This window comes from Parabacteroides sp. (assembly GCF_977054455.1).
This window is the reverse complement of sequence record NZ_CDRTCT010000006.1, coordinates 52,675-69,980: the sequence shown is the minus strand read 5'-3', so window position 1 is coordinate 69,980 and position 17,306 is coordinate 52,675. Positions and strand designations below refer to the sequence as shown.

General features: G+C 43.9%; 14 protein-coding genes and 3 tRNA genes. 13 read left to right on the top strand and 4 right to left on the bottom strand.

Going from position 1 to position 17,306, the window contains the following annotated elements:
• Positions 1-9: 9 nt before the first annotated feature.
• Positions 10-3,000 carry a SusC/RagA family TonB-linked outer membrane protein gene (locus ACW6QF_RS04180; RefSeq protein WP_456086926.1) on the bottom strand — a complete coding sequence of 997 codons (2,991 nt, stop codon included), beginning with the start codon at positions 2,998-3,000 and terminating at the stop codon, positions 10-12.
• 770 nt (positions 3,001-3,770) lie between these two features.
• On the opposite strand from ACW6QF_RS04180, the gene ACW6QF_RS04175 reads away from it, so the two are divergent.
• Both ACW6QF_RS04175 and ACW6QF_RS04170 read left to right on the top strand, forming a co-directional pair.
• Complete coding sequence (locus ACW6QF_RS04175; protein WP_298550743.1) at positions 3,771-4,517, top strand: IclR family transcriptional regulator; 747 nt, start codon at positions 3,771-3,773, stop codon at positions 4,515-4,517.
• Positions 4,518-4,612: 95 nt separating this feature from the next.
• Positions 4,613-5,026: a hypothetical protein gene (locus ACW6QF_RS04170; RefSeq protein ID WP_456086925.1), complete on the top strand. Its 414-nt coding sequence runs from the start codon at positions 4,613-4,615 to the stop codon at positions 5,024-5,026.
• A 37-nt stretch (positions 5,027-5,063) separates the two neighbouring features.
• Here the strand turns inward: ACW6QF_RS04170 and ACW6QF_RS04165 are convergent.
• Together ACW6QF_RS04165 and recO are read right to left on the bottom strand one after the other, a co-directional pair.
• Positions 5,064-5,135, bottom strand: a tRNA-Arg gene (locus tag ACW6QF_RS04165).
• Between the two features lie 71 nt (positions 5,136-5,206).
• Positions 5,207-5,932, bottom strand: a complete 726-nt coding sequence (gene recO / locus ACW6QF_RS04160) for a DNA repair protein RecO (RefSeq protein WP_456086924.1) — start codon at positions 5,930-5,932, stop codon at positions 5,207-5,209.
• A gap of 91 nt (positions 5,933-6,023) precedes the next feature.
• Here recO and ACW6QF_RS04155 point away from each other — a divergent pair, with 91 nt between their 5' ends.
• From ACW6QF_RS04155 to ACW6QF_RS04105, 11 genes are all read left to right on the top strand, one after another.
• On the top strand, positions 6,024-6,419 hold the full coding sequence (locus tag ACW6QF_RS04155) for a DUF2721 domain-containing protein (protein WP_298550008.1): 396 nt from the start codon (positions 6,024-6,026) through the stop codon (positions 6,417-6,419).
• A gap of 131 nt (positions 6,420-6,550) precedes the next feature.
• Positions 6,551-6,622 (top strand) — tRNA-Glu (locus ACW6QF_RS04150).
• 43 nt (positions 6,623-6,665) lie between these two features.
• Positions 6,666-6,923, top strand: a complete 258-nt coding sequence (rpsT, locus tag ACW6QF_RS04145; RefSeq protein ID WP_005637528.1) for a 30S ribosomal protein S20 — start codon at positions 6,666-6,668, stop codon at positions 6,921-6,923.
• A gap of 60 nt (positions 6,924-6,983) precedes the next feature.
• Positions 6,984-7,055: transfer RNA gene (locus ACW6QF_RS04140), tRNA-Glu, on the top strand.
• Positions 7,056-7,217: 162 nt separating this feature from the next.
• A complete protein-coding gene (gene gyrB / locus ACW6QF_RS04135) occupies positions 7,218-9,173 on the top strand; it encodes a DNA topoisomerase (ATP-hydrolyzing) subunit B (RefSeq protein WP_298550012.1) in 1,956 nt (651 codons plus the stop codon).
• A gap of 95 nt (positions 9,174-9,268) precedes the next feature.
• Entirely contained in the window at positions 9,269-11,047 is a 1,779-nt protein-coding gene (locus tag ACW6QF_RS04130) for a membrane dipeptidase (RefSeq protein ID WP_456086923.1), read from the top strand.
• Between the two features lie 10 nt (positions 11,048-11,057).
• Entirely contained in the window at positions 11,058-12,056 is a 999-nt protein-coding gene (locus tag ACW6QF_RS04125) for a M28 family peptidase (protein WP_298550016.1), read from the top strand.
• A gap of 30 nt (positions 12,057-12,086) precedes the next feature.
• On the top strand, positions 12,087-12,512 hold the full coding sequence (locus ACW6QF_RS04120) for a SufE family protein (RefSeq protein WP_456086922.1): 426 nt from the start codon (positions 12,087-12,089) through the stop codon (positions 12,510-12,512).
• Between the two features lie 513 nt (positions 12,513-13,025).
• A complete protein-coding gene (locus tag ACW6QF_RS04115; RefSeq protein ID WP_186929978.1) occupies positions 13,026-14,189 on the top strand; it encodes a 6-bladed beta-propeller in 1,164 nt (387 codons plus the stop codon).
• Positions 14,190-14,351: 162 nt separating this feature from the next.
• Complete coding sequence (locus tag ACW6QF_RS04110) at positions 14,352-15,503, top strand: 6-bladed beta-propeller (RefSeq protein WP_456086921.1); 1,152 nt, start codon at positions 14,352-14,354, stop codon at positions 15,501-15,503.
• A 20-nt stretch (positions 15,504-15,523) separates the two neighbouring features.
• A complete protein-coding gene (locus tag ACW6QF_RS04105; RefSeq protein WP_456086920.1) occupies positions 15,524-16,693 on the top strand; it encodes a 6-bladed beta-propeller in 1,170 nt (389 codons plus the stop codon).
• Between the two features lie 13 nt (positions 16,694-16,706).
• Here the strand turns inward: ACW6QF_RS04105 and ACW6QF_RS04100 are convergent, their stop codons facing one another.
• Positions 16,707-17,306 carry a ribonuclease HII gene (locus ACW6QF_RS04100; protein ID WP_456086919.1) on the bottom strand — a complete coding sequence of 200 codons (600 nt, stop codon included), beginning with the start codon at positions 17,304-17,306 and terminating at the stop codon, positions 16,707-16,709.

The window sequence follows — 17,306 nt, the reverse complement described above, 5'->3', positions numbered from 1 at the left end:
AGGATTTAACTAAAATTGGACTTTTGCGCCAAACGTTACACTTTTTACATTCGGATAGGTCAGATAGTCCAGACCGGAGTTTACACCGCCGCCCCATGAACTAACTTCCGGATCACGTCCCGAATAACTTGTAATAGTCAGGATATTCTGGGTACTTACATAAACCTTTACGCCTTTCAACCAACTACCTACAGCCCATTTCGATACGGGCAAATTATACCCTAACGAGATGTTTTTCAACCGCAAGTACGAACCATTCTCAACATATCGGTCGGAATAGTTCATATTCAATTTACGCGTAATTTTAGGATATTTTGCCACCATATTCTGAGCCTCAGTATTATTGGAGCTCCAATGACTATATAGCACATCTCTTTTCAGGTTCAGTCCCATACCCTGATCCAAGTTTGCGGTCTCGGCAACATTAAAGACGTCATTACCCTGACTCCCCTGGAAGAAGAAAGAAAATTCAAAATTTTTAAAACGGATATCAGAATTAAGGCCATATGTAAAGTCGGGATTCGGATCACCTGTAATAAATTTATCATCATTATTCAAGACACCATTTCCATCACGGTCTACATATTTCAAATTGCCATCTTCATCATACCCGTCTTCCTTATAGGTATAAAAAACGCCTAAAGGCTCACCTTCACGAACCAGATTTATAAAATCTTCAATGTAAGACAATCCTACACGGCTACCATAAACATCTTTGCCTCCGTACAATTTCACAACCTTATTACGGTTAAGTGCAAAATTGGCAGACAAAGTCCACGAAAAATCTTTTGTTTGGGAAACTTCACCTTCTACCAAAAGCTCTATACCCTTATTACTCATTTTGCCAATATTCTTGATCGTTGTATCATAACCGGTAGAAGCCGGCAAAGCTACCGAGTTCAGCAAATCTCTTGTCATCTTTTGATAATAATCGGCAGTAACGCGCAGCCTGGAATTAAACAAACTCAAATCAACGCCGACATTCCACTGAGCAGTCGTCTCCCATTTCAGATCAGAAGGTAATGTCGTACTGGCAGCATAATAAGTCGAAACGCCACCATTCACAGGAGCTTTTCCCTGGCTCAACATATTCAGAGTTGCATAAGAGTTAATAGCTGTAGAACCGGTTTCACCATAACCAACACGCACTTTCAAATCTGACAATTGTTCAACATCTTTCAGAAAACCTTCATCCGAAATACGCCACGCGAGTGCTGCAGAAGGAAAATATCCCCACTTGTTACCTTCGCTATACCGGGAAGAACCGTCCGCACGAAAACTGACTGTGGCAATATATTTGCCTTTGTAAGAATAGTTGGCACGAGCCAAATAAGACATCAATACCCATTTTGAATAACTTGTCCCCGGTGTTCCAAATGCAGAAGCAGCCCCCAATTGATCACTTTCAGGCACATCACTAATGAAACCGCTTCCACTAACGCTCATGGAGCGTCCTTCATATTGCTGGTAAGTAAAACCACCCGTAAAATCCAAGCGGTGGTCTTCAGCAATCGTTATATTATAATTGGCAATATTTTCATTAATAATCGTGGTTTCCGTATTTTGGCTGACAGATGCACTATTCGAACCATATAAATATTTGGATGTCGTATATGAATCGGTTCGATAATCCAGATTTTCAACGCCGATAGAAGCTTTCAACGATAAACCCTTTATGGGTTTATAAGTTAATGCTGCATTCGTATTTATCAAGTTCGCTTTCACCTTTGAACGCTGTTCGTTTATAACATTCAGAGGATTATATAAAGCATTCGACATAAAGGGATAAGACAACATGATATTGTTATAGCTCCCATCTTCATTGTAAGGAGAGACAGACGGAGGAGCGGAAATGGCAGCTCCGATAACAGAACCTCCCCGGTTACCACCACTACTGTTTTGCTGATCTTTAGTAGTCCGGGCATACGCCATGATCAGAGCCACATCGAATTTATCATTTATTTTATGATTAATATTCCCTCTTAAGTTATACTTATTATAACTGCTTGGCTTGATAATACCGTCGCGCAACATCATGGAACCACTGACCAAGACCTGAGTTTTTTCATTACCTCCGCTAATCGTCAAGTTATGATTCTGGATCGGCGCATCCTTATACACCAAATCCTGCCAATCTACACCTTTCCCGAAAGCGGCAACCTGCTCAGCGGTAAAATACTCTTTCCCGACATCATTTAATTGCTGCTCATTTACAATCTGTGCCCATTCAGTAGCATCCATCATATCCATCTTCTTTATCAAAGACTGAATGCCATAACTGCCGTCATACGTGACAGAGGTAGCCCCTGTTTTCCCTTTCTTAGTTGTAATCAATATAACTCCATTTGCACCACGAGAACCATAAATAGCCGTAGCAGAAGCATCTTTCAATACTTCGACCGATTCGATATCCTGGCTATTAATGGAAGAAGGATTTACAGGCATCCCATCTACAACATATAAAGGATCGTTACCACCTCTAATCGAATTAGTTCCACGGACACGAATCGTAAAATTTCCTTCGGGCGATCCCGTATTTGTGGTAATCACAACACCTGGAACACGTCCCTGCAAGGCCTGAATCGGATTTGGAACCGTTATGGCTTGCATATCCTCCGCTTTTACCTGAGTCAATGATCCTGTCAAGTCTCGCTTTCGCATTGTACCATAGCCGATTACTACAACTTCCTCCAAAGCTTCCATGTCTTCCGACAAAGCGACATTGAGGATAGATTGGCCTTTTACTGAAATTTCTTGGGTAACATAACCGATATAAGAAAAAATCAAAGAAGAAGATTCGGGAACAGACAAAGAGTAATTTCCATTCAAATCCGAAATAGTACCAGATTCAGATGAACCTTTCAAAACAACATTCACACCAACTAAAGGTTCTCTCGTTTTAGCATCTGTAATTTTCCCTTTTACAGCATGCTGAGCAAAAACCGAGACACTGCCAAAGAATAGCAACATCCATAACAAAAAACTCTGCCGATTTTTCATAAGACATGAATTAAGTTTAACTTGATATTTATTATTGTAAAACTAAATTTTACAATGCAATATTAAGTACAACAACATAAAACACAAAATATTTTTGTAAGAAAATCAATATTTATGCTCTTAAACATACAAATATACTGCTATTTAAAGCAAAAAGCGAAATACATTCGCAACATCATAATTAAAACAATACAAAAAGTATATTTTACAATATAAAATAAATAAAAGGAAGTCGTATAGTAAAAAAGTAATTTTTCACACTTAGATTTAGGCATAAAAAAACGTGGAACTACAGCCTATTTGTCATCGAGGTATCGCCAAACACCATGCCACAAATAAACTATAGCCCACGCCTATAAGGACGCAGGCGTTCAATAGTTACACCTTGTGGCATTATTGAAATTGGCGATTTCGATGACAAGGATTCACTAAACGCTTTTACGTTATATTCTCAATACAATCACAAATATACAAAATTATAGCAATTCATCACAAACATAGGATTAAGAAAAATCAATAGTTCTTAGCCTACTTTTCATCATGAGAACGGATAGAATAAGAAGTCACCCAGAATGAAAAATAAGGGATCAAACAGATAAGCTAAATAGAAATTTGATTTATCACAAATTAAAATAGTAAGAATTAGGTCGAATGCTCACAATAAAGACTTTTAGAAATCTATTTTAATGCTATATTTTTTGTAGTTTTGCAAATAAGCTTACTAATTGTCAGTTATATAATCAGATTACACGAAACAAAAACGAGGAAGTATGATACAAGTTATAAACAGAGCCATGAATATTCTCGAAATATTAGCACAAGAGCCAGACAAAGAGTTCGGATTATCCGAAATCGCTACTGCTGTAGAATTGAATGCGGGAACTTGCGCCAATATCCTAAAAACTCTTGTACATCGCAACTATGTAGAGCAATCCGGCATAAAGAAAGGATACAAGTTAGGATACATGGTTTATCAACTCACGCGCGACAATTCTTATAACACGGAACTCGTCAATGCTTCAAAAATCGCAATGGATAATCTACGTGACAGTATCAACGAAACTGTAATATTATCTGTTATAAAAGGGGATAAAAGGATTTTGTTGAACGAATCACAATGCACACATGAAATCCAGGTCCGCACGACCAACGAGTCTTCCGTATACAGAGCCACGACAGGTCGCATGATCCTAGCTCATTATTCTCCTAAAGAGTTAAATGATTTTATCGACAAAGTCGGATTGCCCACAGAAGAAGAATGGCCGGAAGTCAAAACAAAATCCGAATTGATCCAACTGCTAAACGATATACGAACTAAGAACATCGAACTTTCATGGAATAAAAACCATGTAGTAGGCCTGGCCACCCCTATCCTGAAAAAAGGAAAAGTTATAGCAAGTCTTGGAATTTACTTGCCTGACATACGCTTCGGCAAATCAGAAAAAAATAGCATCATAAAACAGTTGAAAAAGACAACTGACATTATCAATGAAAAGATTAATGCGATAATCCAATAATATGATACGATCTGGTATTTATATCTTCAATCGATCCTATTATAGATATCGTTTTAATTCATATCTTTGTCATTGAATAGCCTAATGTATGAATTATGATAAAAAAGAAGAATATACTCGGTTTATTGTTTCTGTTGTCCGCACTCTGTTTGTTCAACAATTGTGAGGATGATCCGTATTATGATGATTACGGCTGGGCGACCGATGCATTATGCAATAATACTTGGGTTGATTTTTATACCAATAACAAAGGGTACGAATGCGAGCAACGGCTCGACTTCTATAACGATCATACGGGAGAAGATTTTACAATTATCTATTATCCCGACGGTATGACTGACGAATTGAAAACAAGTTTTTATTGGGACTGGGAAGACGACTATTTCGATTCTTTCTATGTCGAATATGCAAACGGGACTGATTATTACGAGGATGTTCGAATAGGTAACGAATATTTAAAGTGTTTCCTAAACGGAGACCGGGTGACCTTCAAGGCATTCTACTGGTAATAAAAAAAGGCAATCGCAACGATTGCCTTTTTTGTCGTAGCTCCGCCGAGAATCGAACTCGGATCTAAAGTTTAGGAAACTTCTATTCTATCCGTTGAACTACAGAGCCGTTTTTTATAATAAGTGTGGCAAAAGTATAACCTTTTCCGCAAACTGGCAAGTATTTAAAAGGGCAATATGCTAATCGAACAGACTTTGCATGACAGATAAGGACTTTATTTCGGGAAAATCCGGCAAATGCAGACGATAATATTCAAGAATACGGTTTATGACACTCACACGATCCTGACGGGAAAAAGAATACAACGACATATTCTCGAAGCTGATCTTCAGCAACCGGGCAAAAACCGCACTCTCCTGACGGTTCAGATAATGACGGTGCATCGGTATGCGATCGACAAACACGCCATTCAGCATATCGAAACAGGAACCTGCCGCATACGAATCGGCATTCGGGTATATCCCCAGATAATACAAGAGCCGCAGCAGAAAGACCAGATGAAAATTCGCGACTCCCTTATCAGAAAGTTCCAACAATTGTATCGACTCGGACAAATACTCGAAAAGCCGCGGGTCCGGCTCCGTCTCCTTCACCACGCGGAAAAGAACCTCGGAAAGGAAAAGCGCAAGCACATTTTTTACCGGATTGCAGAACAGCTCCGTCAACGGATAACAGAGTCTCGTCTCACGGATACGATGCAAATCCCGCTTATTCAGATGTTCCACCTCCATCTCCACTACCGAAAGAGGCATAAACAGCGCCTTCGAGACAGAAGACTTCTTCCCACGGGTGCGGGCAACCAGATAAGAAGCACGCCCGAAAGCCTCCGTGTACATATATATAATAGAGTACTTGTCATTATACGGAATGGAATGCAGGACAATCCCGCGCGTTTTACACAACATATCACTGAAATTTGCTCAACAAAGTTACAACATTTTCCTTTTCCGCCTTGTTTTATTACATAACAAACTACATCCTAAAGAACATATAAACATGCAAGAACTCACGCTTACCACCCCATCGCTGCTGTTTTCGGCAGTATCGCTTATCCTGCTGGCCTATACCAACCGCTTCATTTCGTATGCGAGCCTCGTACGGACATTGAAAGAGAAACATCAACAGACACATGATCCGAAAGACATCGCACAGATTGCCAACCTGCGGAAACGATTATACCTGACACGTTCGATGCAAATATTAGGGCTGCTCAGCCTGCTCTTTTGCGTCGTCTCGATGTTCTTCATCTATATTTCGTGGCAAATCATAGCCGCCTATATATTCGGAGTAGGATTACTCCTGCTGGCTGCGTCGTTATGCGTATGTATCTGGGAAATAAATATTTCCGTCAACGCATTGGAGATACACCTACAAGACATGAGTTCCAAATAGATGTTAAATGAGATAGAGATGAATGATTTTTCTTTCAAATATTTTGTCAGTTTAAAGAGAACATCTATCTTTGCACTCGCAATCGGGAAATCAACAATTCCGGGAGCAAAAAGCAAGAGCTTTGACAGGATGGCCCGTTCGTCTATCGGTTAGGACGCAAGATTTTCATTCTTGAAAGGGGGGTTCGATTCCCCCACGGGCTACAATAAACAGGATTAAAGAATAAATAAAGAGAATAGCTAAGAAATGGCAAATCACAAGTCATCTATCAAGAGAATCAGACAGACCAACGCAAAACGTCTGCATAACAGATATTATGCAAAGACTGCAAGAAATGCAATGAGAGTTCTGCGTGCTACTGAAGACAAGAACGAAGCTCAGGTTCTGTTCCCGAAGGTGTGCTCTATGTTGGACAAGCTTGCTAAAAAGCACATTATTCACAAGAATAAGGCTGGCAACTTGAAATCCAAATTAGCAAAGCACGTCAACGCACTTGCAAAATAAGGTATTATACTTTATATAGTATAAAGCCGGACTGGTCAGCCCGGCTTTTTTAAACCTGACGGCCCGTTCGTCTATCGGTTAGGACGCAAGATTTTCATTCTTGAAAGGGGGGTTCGATTCCCCCACGGGCTACCTTTTAAAAAGAGACAAAGTCTAACTTTGTCTCTTTTTTTGTTATCCCCCGGCATTTGACTATTTTCACACTATCTATATCATCTAAGTTAATTATTTTCACTATATTTGTTAGCTTTTTTAGACAGACAGATAATTACAGATTTTAAACGATAAAGACTCATGAGTGAAGAAATTAAGAATACTTCTACAGAGTACTCTGCGGATAGTATTCAGGTACTTGAAGGGTTAGAGGCAGTACGTAAAAGACCGTCCATGTATATTGGCGATACCAGCGAGAAAGGTCTCCACCATTTAGTATACGAAGTTGTTGACAACTCTATTGACGAAGCACTGGCCGGGTATTGTACCCAAGTTGACGTAGTGATAAACGAAGATAACTCCATCTCCGTTACGGACGATGGCCGTGGTATCCCGGTAGATATTCATGAGAAAGAAGGCGTGTCAGCACTTGAAGTCGTATTGACCGTTCTCCACGCGGGAGGTAAGTTCGACAAAGGCTCCTACAAGGTTTCGGGAGGTCTGCACGGCGTGGGTGTATCCTGCGTAAACGCACTTTCCACTTACCTGAGAGCGGAGGTACGCCGTGACGGGAAAGTCCACATGCAGGAATTCTCCTGCGGTAAGCCCCTTCATCCCATCGAAGTGATCGGCGAGACAGATGTGACCGGTACCACTATCCTGTTCAAGCCGGACGGAAGCATCTTCTCTGTGACCGAGTATAAATACGAGATCCTGGCTACCCGTTTGCGCGAGTTGGCATTCCTGAATGCCGGCATCACACTTAGCCTGACAGACAAACGCGTCGTGAAGGAAGACGGCAGCTACAAATCCGAGATATTCCGTTCGGAAGAAGGCTTGAAAGAATTTGTCCGCTACATCGACCGTTCCAAAGAGCAACTGATCCCGGACGTGATCCATATCGTTACGGAAAAACAGGGTATTCCGGTCGAAGTCGCCATGACTTACAACACATCATTCAACGAAAGCGTATTTTCGTATGTAAACGACATCAACACCATAGAAGGAGGTACGCACCTGGCCGGTTTCCGCCGCGGTTTGACCCGTACGCTGAAAAAATATGCCGACGACTCCAAGTTGCTTGAAAAAGCTAAGGTTGAAATCTCCGGCGATGACTTCCGCGAAGGTCTGACAGCGGTCATCTCCATCAAGGTGGCGGAACCGCAGTTCGAAGGTCAGACCAAGACGAAGTTGGGAAACAACGAAGTGACCGGCGCCGTAGACATGGCCATCGGCGAAGCATTAGGCTACTACTTGGAAGAACACCCGAAGGAAGCCAAGATAATCGTCGACAAGGTGATCCTCGCAGCCCAGGCACGCCAAGCAGCCCGTAAAGCCCGCGAACTGGTACAACGCAAATCGCCGATGACAGGTGGCGGACTTCCAGGCAAGCTGGCCGACTGTTCTTCTAAGGATGCCGCACTTTGCGAGTTGTTCCTCGTCGAAGGGGACTCTGCAGGCGGTACGGCCAAGCAGGGACGCGACCGTAACTTCCAGGCGATCCTGCCACTCCGCGGTAAGATCCTGAACGTCGAAAAGGCGATGGACCACAAGATATTCGAAAGCGAAGAAATCCAGAACATCTTCCGGGCAATGGGGGTTACCATCGGCACCGAAGAAGATCCGAAAGAATTGAATCTGAGTAAACTGCGCTATCACAAGGTGATCATCATGACCGATGCCGATGTGGACGGAAGCCACATTGCCACCCTGATCCTGACCTTCTTCTTCCGCCGTATGCGTGCGCTGATCGAAAACGGATATGTCTATCTGGCCACTCCTCCCCTCTACCTGTGCAAGAAAGGCAAAGTGGAAGAATATTGCTGGACCGACCAGCAACGCCAGGCATTCATCGACAAATACGGCGGCGGTAACGAAAACCAGATTCACACACAGCGATACAAAGGTTTGGGAGAAATGAACGACCACCAATTGTGGGATACGACCATGAACCCAGAAAACCGTACGCTGAAGCAGATCACGATCGACAGTGCCGCCGAAGCAGACCAGATATTCGCCATGCTGATGGGGGAAGATGTCGGTCCGCGCCGCGAGTTCATCGAAGAGAATGCGACATACGCAAATATCGACGCGTAAAGATGTATGATTTATAATTTATGATTTATGCACCGATACTAAATCATAAATTATAAATCATAATTCAGAAATCATACATTATAAATCATAAATACATGAAGCTCCGTCGTCCGAATTTAGAGGCCCTCTACAAGGAAGTAGATCATTATATTCCGAAAAAAGAAAGTCTTCAACCTCCCCGTATAGGAATATCCGCCAATCGGAAAGACGGGCTTTCCTGCATAGCAGAGACATACGTGCAGGCGGTGCTGAAAGCCGGCGGCGCACCGGTCCTGATCCCGGTCATTACGGACATTGAAGCGTTGACGGCAATCGTGAACGGGTTGGACGGACTGGTCATGAGCGGCGGTGGCGATATCAACCCGCTTTACATGCAGGAAGAACCGATCCCCGCCTTACAGGATGTGGATACCTACCGGGATGAATACGACCTGATATTGCTCCGCTTGGCGACCAACCGCCAGCTGCCGGTGATGGGGATATGCCGCGGCCACCAGATACTGAACGTCGCATTCGGCGGCGGCGTATATCAGGATATCCATACCCAGCACAATCAAAAGTTACTGAAACACAGCCAGGCGCTTCCTCGCGAACAGGCTTCCCATTCCGTCACGCTGGCCGAAGGTCCTTCGAAGCTCCGCACCATGCTGGACGGTGAAAAAGAACTTTTGGTCAATTCCTTCCATCATCAGGCAATCAAAGAGCCGGCTCCCGAATTTATCGCTACGGCAACAGCTCCCGACGGGATCAACGAAGCGATGGAACATCCGGAAAAAGAAATATTCAGCGTCCAATGGCATCCCGAAGCGATGGCCGCCAACGACGACGAACAGATGTTGAAACTTTTCAGGCATCATGTCGAATCGTCCCGTCTGTTCAAAGAAGCCAAACACATCCATCACCGGAACGTGACGCTCGACTCCCATACCGATACCCCGATGATCTTTCCGGGTGAATTCAACATCGGGTTGAAAGAAGGCGGCAAGGTGAACCTCCCTTTCATGGAAGAGGGGCTGATAGATGCGGCGATCATGGTCGCCTACATTCCACAGGGACCGAGAGACGATGCTTCACTGCTGAAAGCGACGGACTTCGCCATGAACCGCCTGCAGGAAATACACCGGCAAATGGAGTTGAACCGTACACGCATGTGTATTGCCTACACGCCGCAGGAAGTCCACGTGCTGAAAGCTGCCGGAAAGAAAGCGATCATGTTAGGCGTGGAAAACGGATATGCGATAGGCAAGGACATCGAGAATATCACCCGTTTCCGAAAAATGGGAGTTTCCTATATCACTCTCTGCCACAACGGGAGCAACGACCTATGCGACTCGGCAAGAGGAGATGCGGAATGGAACGGACTCAGCCCCTTCGGAAAAGAGGTCGTCCGCAAAATGAATGAGACAGGGGTATTGGTCGATATCTCGCATGCCGCCGAAAGTACCTTTTATGACGCACTTGAAACAAGCGCCTACCCGATCATCGCCTCCCATTCTTCCGCCCGCGCCCTCTGCAACCATCCGCGCAACCTGACGGACGAACAACTGAAAGCGCTTGCCGAACAAGGTGGCGTCGCACAGATATGCCTCTACAAAGGATTCATCAACGAAGATGCCGAAAAAGCGTCTCTGAGCGATGCGATCCGCCATATCGACCATATCGTGGACCTGATCGGGATCAACCATGTCGGGATCGGCTCCGACTTCGACGGTGACGGCGAACTGATCGGTTGCCGGGCAAGCAACGAACTGATAAACATCACCATGCGTCTTTTAAAAGAAGGATATACAGAAAACGATATTGCTAAAATATGGGGAGGCAACCTGCTGCGCGTGATGAACAAAGCGCAATCCGCCCCCGATAACTCCTTATAAACGACAAGATATGACTAAACTGATTTTATTATTATTCTCCATGGCCCTGTTTTCATGCGGTCAGAAAGGAGCCGGCGAGACAACGGCTCCCGTCACGGAAGTGAAGAAAGCTCCGGCAACAACCGCCCCGTCGTTTGATGCGGACAGCGCCTATGCTTATGTCGAGAAACAGGTGTCATTCGGTTACCGCGTCCCGAACACGCCGGGTCACAAGGCTTGCGGCGATTACCTGGCATCCGAGCTGAAACGTTTCGGGGCACAAGTCTACGAACAGGAAGCTACGCTCACGGCATACGACGGGACTCCGTTGGAATCGCGCAACATCATCGGTTCCTTCAATCCCGACAAAGACAAACGTATCCTGCTTTTCGCCCACTGGGACACGCGTCCTTATTCGGACCACGATCCCGACCCGGCCAACCATAAGAAACCGTTGGATGGCGCCGATGACGGGGCAAGCGGCGTAGGCACCCTGTTGGAGATCGCCCGCCAGATAGGAATGAAAGCTCCGAACGTAGGGGTGGACATCATCTTCTTCGATGCCGAAGACTACGGGACACCCGAATTTGCTAAAGACAGGTACAACGACACGAGCGACACCTGGTGCCTCGGCAGCCGCTTCTGGGGTAAGAACCCGCACAAACTGGGCTACAAAGCCAAATTCGGTATCCTGCTCGACATGGTCGGAGCCAAAGATGCGGTCTTTTATAAAGAATATATCTCCATGAAATATGCCGCCCGCTATGTAGACGAAGTGTGGGAAGCGGCCCGTAACTTAGGATACGGCAAATATTTCATCAACGCGAACGGCGGAGGCGTGACGGACGACCATGAAGCGGTCATTGAAGAAACCGGCATTCCTTGTCTGGACATCATCAACTATGATCCGAACTCGGACAAAGGTTTCCGCGACCATTGGCATACACAAAACGACAACATGGGAAATATAGACAAAAACGTGCTGAAAGCCGTAGGGCAGACAGTACTGGAAGTCGTATATACGAACTGACAATGGATAACTCAAAAAAATCATAAGAAGATGAGCATTAATGAACTTCAAGACAACGTCATCGAAGAGTTTGCAGATTTCGACGACTGGATGGACAAGTATGCGTTACTGATAGACTTGGGTAACTCGCTTCCCCCTTTGGATGAAAAGTACAAAACAGAAAGCAACCTGATCGAAGGTTGCCAAAGCCGTGTCTGGTTGCAGGCGGATTATGCGGATGGCAAGATCGTGTTCAAAGGCGAGAGTGACGCAGTGATTGTAAAGGGCATCGTCTCTTTGCTGATCAGCATACTCTCCGGCCATACCCCGCAGGAGATACTCGATGCCGAACTTTACTTCATTGAAAAGATCGGCCTGAAGGAACACCTCAGCCCTACCCGCTCGAACGGCCTGGTGGCTATGGTCAAGCAGATGCGCATGTATGCACTGGCATTCCGCACCAAGGAACAAGGATAATCGAATCATATATGTTTAAAAAGCGATGCCTGCCTCTTTCCAAAAAGGCAGGCATCGCTTTCCAAAAAGGTAAGCACCGCTTTCGAAAAAAGTAAGCACCTTTCGAGAGACAGCCTATACCCTTTTCACCAATAGGATATAGGCTATAATTTTTAGCCCTAAGGCTATATTTTATAGGAAAGGAGCCGATAATTACCGCCCCTCACCCACTTTTAAAAAAAGACAAACAGGGTTCACACCTCTTGTAACGCAATAAACACCAGCGACTTACTGTGAACCCTGTGAATGCTGGCTTCTTTTTGAACAGCTTACCCGGAAAAGAAGCCCAGCATTCACAGGGTTCACAATAACACACTGATACCGTATGACTTATACAGCGTGAAACCCAAATTATAAAAACAACCTTCTTTCCATTAATAACATTTAACTGGAAGATTCCTAATGCGCTTACGAATCTTTAGTAGATTTGCGAACATGCAAGAATAAACAGAAATTCAAAATAATGATCATACCATGAAAAAAACAAATACATTTTTAGCAATCCTCCTGCTTATGATGGCTGCCTGCGGAGAAGGTAACAAACAAGCAACAGAAATCATCACGGTAGACGTAAGCGCCAACTATCCCGAAAAAGAGTTGATCCTTCAGGATATTATGGATGTGGAATATGTCCCATTGGAAACCACCGACGAATTTATCACAAAAGGCGTAGTAAAAGCTATCGGCAAAGAAATCCTGCTAATTACAAATCAAGGCAACGACGGGGATATTCTTGTCTTTGACAGGAAGACAGGTAAAGGCATAAGGAAAATCAACCGTAAGGGACAGGGCGGCGAAGAATATTCATATCCCTACTACATTACTTTGGATGAAGATAAAAAGGAAATGTTTGTCGCAGACTATGCAACCCGGAAAATACTGGTGTACGACCTGTCGGGAAACTTTAAGAGAAGTTTCAAATATACGGACACCAGCTACTACAACGACCTGTTCGATTATGACCGGGACCACTTGATCACTTATAAAAATTATCCGGCACTTCAAGAGAACGATAAGGCATGTCATATACTTATTTCCAAGCAAGACGGCAGCGTCGCCCGTGAAATCCGCACACCTTTCAAAGAACTGGAAACACCTATTGTAACAAAGGATGAATTCATTGTGTCGCCGGAGTTTCACCAGACCTATCCGGATCATACGGATTGGTTGCTTGTGAACACGTCTTCCGATACCATATACCGTTATTCGGCGGATGGCAGCATAAGCCCCTCTGTCGTAAGAACTCCTTCCATACATGCAATGGAAACGAAAGTATTCCTTTTCCCAACCGTCATGGCCGACCGTTATTATTTTATGCGGACCATGAAGAAAGAGGTGGACTTCAAAACGTTCAAAGGATTTCCAAGTACGGATTTAGTTTACGACAAGCAAGAAAAGGCTTTATTCGAATATACCCTTTACAATGCCGATTACTCGAACAAGCAACAAGTATCGTTGGGATTAAGTTTTAATGGCATTGTCAATCATGAAATCGCTACCTGCCAGTCTTTAGAAGCTGCAAGCCTTATCGAAGCCCATGAGAAAGGGCAACTAAAAGGCAGGCTGAAAGAAATCGCCGCCGGACTGGACGAAGAATCGAATGCCGTAATCATGTTGGTAAAATACAGGAAAAAGTAACTCCAAGCCCACAATCTTTCGTCTATTAACAACGTTTAACCAGAGAAATGCCTCGCTTCTACTTAATTTAAATAGATTTGTGTACAAATAGTAGATTGTTATTCAATAAAATAAAAACGATCTTCCTATCTAAAGTCTTATAAACATCTTAAATCTATATGTATGAAAAACGTATATTTCATTTTAATCATGCTTCTGCTCGTGATGACAGGGTGCGAAGACAACAAGCAATCGGCAGATGAATTAATCACAGTAGATGTCACAGCTAAATATCCTTACAAGGAACTGATCTTGCAAGACATCATGGACGTGGAATATATTCCTCTGGAGACAACGGACGAGTTTCTTTGCATGGGCAGCCTTTGGGGAGTCGGCAAGAATGTCATCGTCGCGACAAACTTCAATAACGATGGCAACATTTTTATCTTCGACCGAAAAGGGAAAGCCTTGAAAAAGATAAACAGGAAAGGACAAGGCAACGAAGAATACAGTGCCAACTCAAGGATCGTTTTAGACGATGAAAGAGGCGAAATATTCGTGAACAGCTGCTATGCTAAAAAAATACACGTCTATGACCTGGAAGGGAACTTCAAGCGGGTCCTTCCAACCAAAACCGATTTCGAGCTTTATGAAATGTACAACTTCGATCAAGACAATTTAATTTGCCATGATACATTTCGGGGTAATAACGGACAATCGTTCATGCTCATTTCCAAACAGGATGGCAGCATCACCCAAGAAATCACCATTCCTTTTAAAGAGAAGAAAAACATCTATATCAAAATTGATGACAAAAATGTAAAGGGGCAATATATGGTTTATTCTCCTCAAGCCCAACACCCGATCGTGCCTTATTTCGACGAGTATATCTTGACAGAACATTCGGCAGACACCTTATACCGGTATTTGCCGGACCACACGATGAAACCGCTTATCGCAAGAACCCCTTCCATCCAATCCATGAACCCAGAAGTATTTCTTTTGCCAAGCTTGTTCACCGATCGCTACTATTTCATGGTCGCAATTGAAAAGACAATGGAATTTTCAACCGTCAATTTAATGTATGACAAACAGGAAAGAGCTTTATATAAATGCAATGTCCACAATGGCGACTACACCCACAAGGAACAAGCCTATCTGAACTCAAGGAGACCTATAAACGGCGACATCCCCTCCTGGCAATATTTAGAAGCGGCAGACCTCGCCCGAGATTACAAGAGAGGACGGCTAAAAGGCAAGTTGAAAGAAATCGCCTCCCAATTGAGTGAAGACGACAATCCGGTCATCATGCTGATGAAACACAAGCAAAAATAAACTTCTTAAATCCATGAGATATGAAAAACGTATATTCCATTTTAATCATGCTTCTGCTCGTGGCGGCAGGGTGCGGAGAGAGCAAGCCGCCGACAGATGATCTTATCACTGTCGATGTCACCGCCAATTACCCGAAAAAAGAACTGGTTCTTCAGGACTTTATGGATGTCGAATACATTCCGTTGGAAACAAGTAGCGAATTTATTACAATGGGATGGTTGCATGCTGTCGGTAAGAAGGTCATTATAGTCCGAAACAGGAACCGCAATACGGATGGAGATATCTTTATCTTTGACAGAAACGGGAAAAGCGTGAAAAAGATCAATCGCTTAGGTCAAGGTGACGAAGAATATCAATTCCTTTTGGGAATCACTTTAGATGAAGACAACAATGAAATTTTCGTCAATGACCATTGGAGAAGAAAGATCATGGTGTATGACCTGTCCGGAAATTTCAAACGAAGCTTCAACCATCAACAAGGGTGGTATGGAATGGATATATACAATTTTGACCGGAATAATCTTATTTGCCGTATTAACGGCATCGATGACAAGGAAAACGTAAGTCCATTTTTAGTCATATCCAAACAGGATGGAAGCATAACGAAAGAAATTTCGTTACCATACGAAAAGAAAGTATCGTCATTAGTCTTTTTAAAAGGCGGTAATCTTGTGATGCCGATCCGTAACCGCACATTGGTTCCTCATAGCAATAATGCCTGGATACTTATGGATGATTCTTCCGACAAGATATATGAACTCCGGACAGATTTCAGCTTGGTTCCCCTTATTGCCAGAACTCCTCCCATAAGCTCGATGAAGCCTGGGATATTCCTGTATCCGGCAGTCATAACAGACCGTTATTACTTCATGCAAACCGTAAAAGCGGAATGGGATTGGGTAGCCAACACCGGACATAAACGAACCGATCTGATGTATGATAAACAAGAAAATGCTCTATTTGAATATGTGGTACACAATGCCGATTTCCCCACTGAACAACCTGTCAGCATGATGGTATCGGAAGTCACATTCGGAAACGATGAAATCGCACTTGTGCAGAAATTAGAGGCATACGAACTTGTAGAAGCATACCAAAAAGGAAAACTGAAAGGCAAATTGAAAGAAATCGCTGCCGGATTGGAAGAAGATTCGAATCCGGTTCTGATGTTGATAAAATACAAGAAATAATATTTCGCCCTGTTCAGAACTGCAATTCCAACTGTTCCGGCAGTAAAGTAAATGTTTTGCGATGATAGGGGGTTATCCCGCATTCCCGGATGGCCATGCGATGGGCTTTTGTGGGATAGCCTTTGTTTTCCTTCCAATGATAGGCGGGGTATTCCAGATCGAGGCTGTTCATATAATCGTCACGATAGGTTTTCGCCAGGATGGAAGCGGCGGCGATACTCAGATATTTGCCATCCCCTTTTACGACGGTCGTATGTTTGATATCGGGATAAGGCGTGAAACGGTTGCCGTCGATCAGCAAATGATCCGGTTTTACCTTTAGCTGCTCGATAGCCCGGTGCATGGCAAGGAAAGAGGCTTTCAGGATATTGATCTTGTCGATTTCTTCAGCAGTGACAATACCGACAGCCCAGGCAATCGCCTCCCGCTCGATAATCGGACGGAGCGCATACCGTTTCTTTTCGCTCAATTGCTTACTGTCATTCAAATCTTCATTATGAAAATCCGGCGGGAGGATGACTGCTGCGGCATAGACCGAACCCGCCAAACATCCACGGCCGGCCTCATCACAACCGGCCTCTATACGATTTGCTTCTAAGTAGGGTAGTAACAT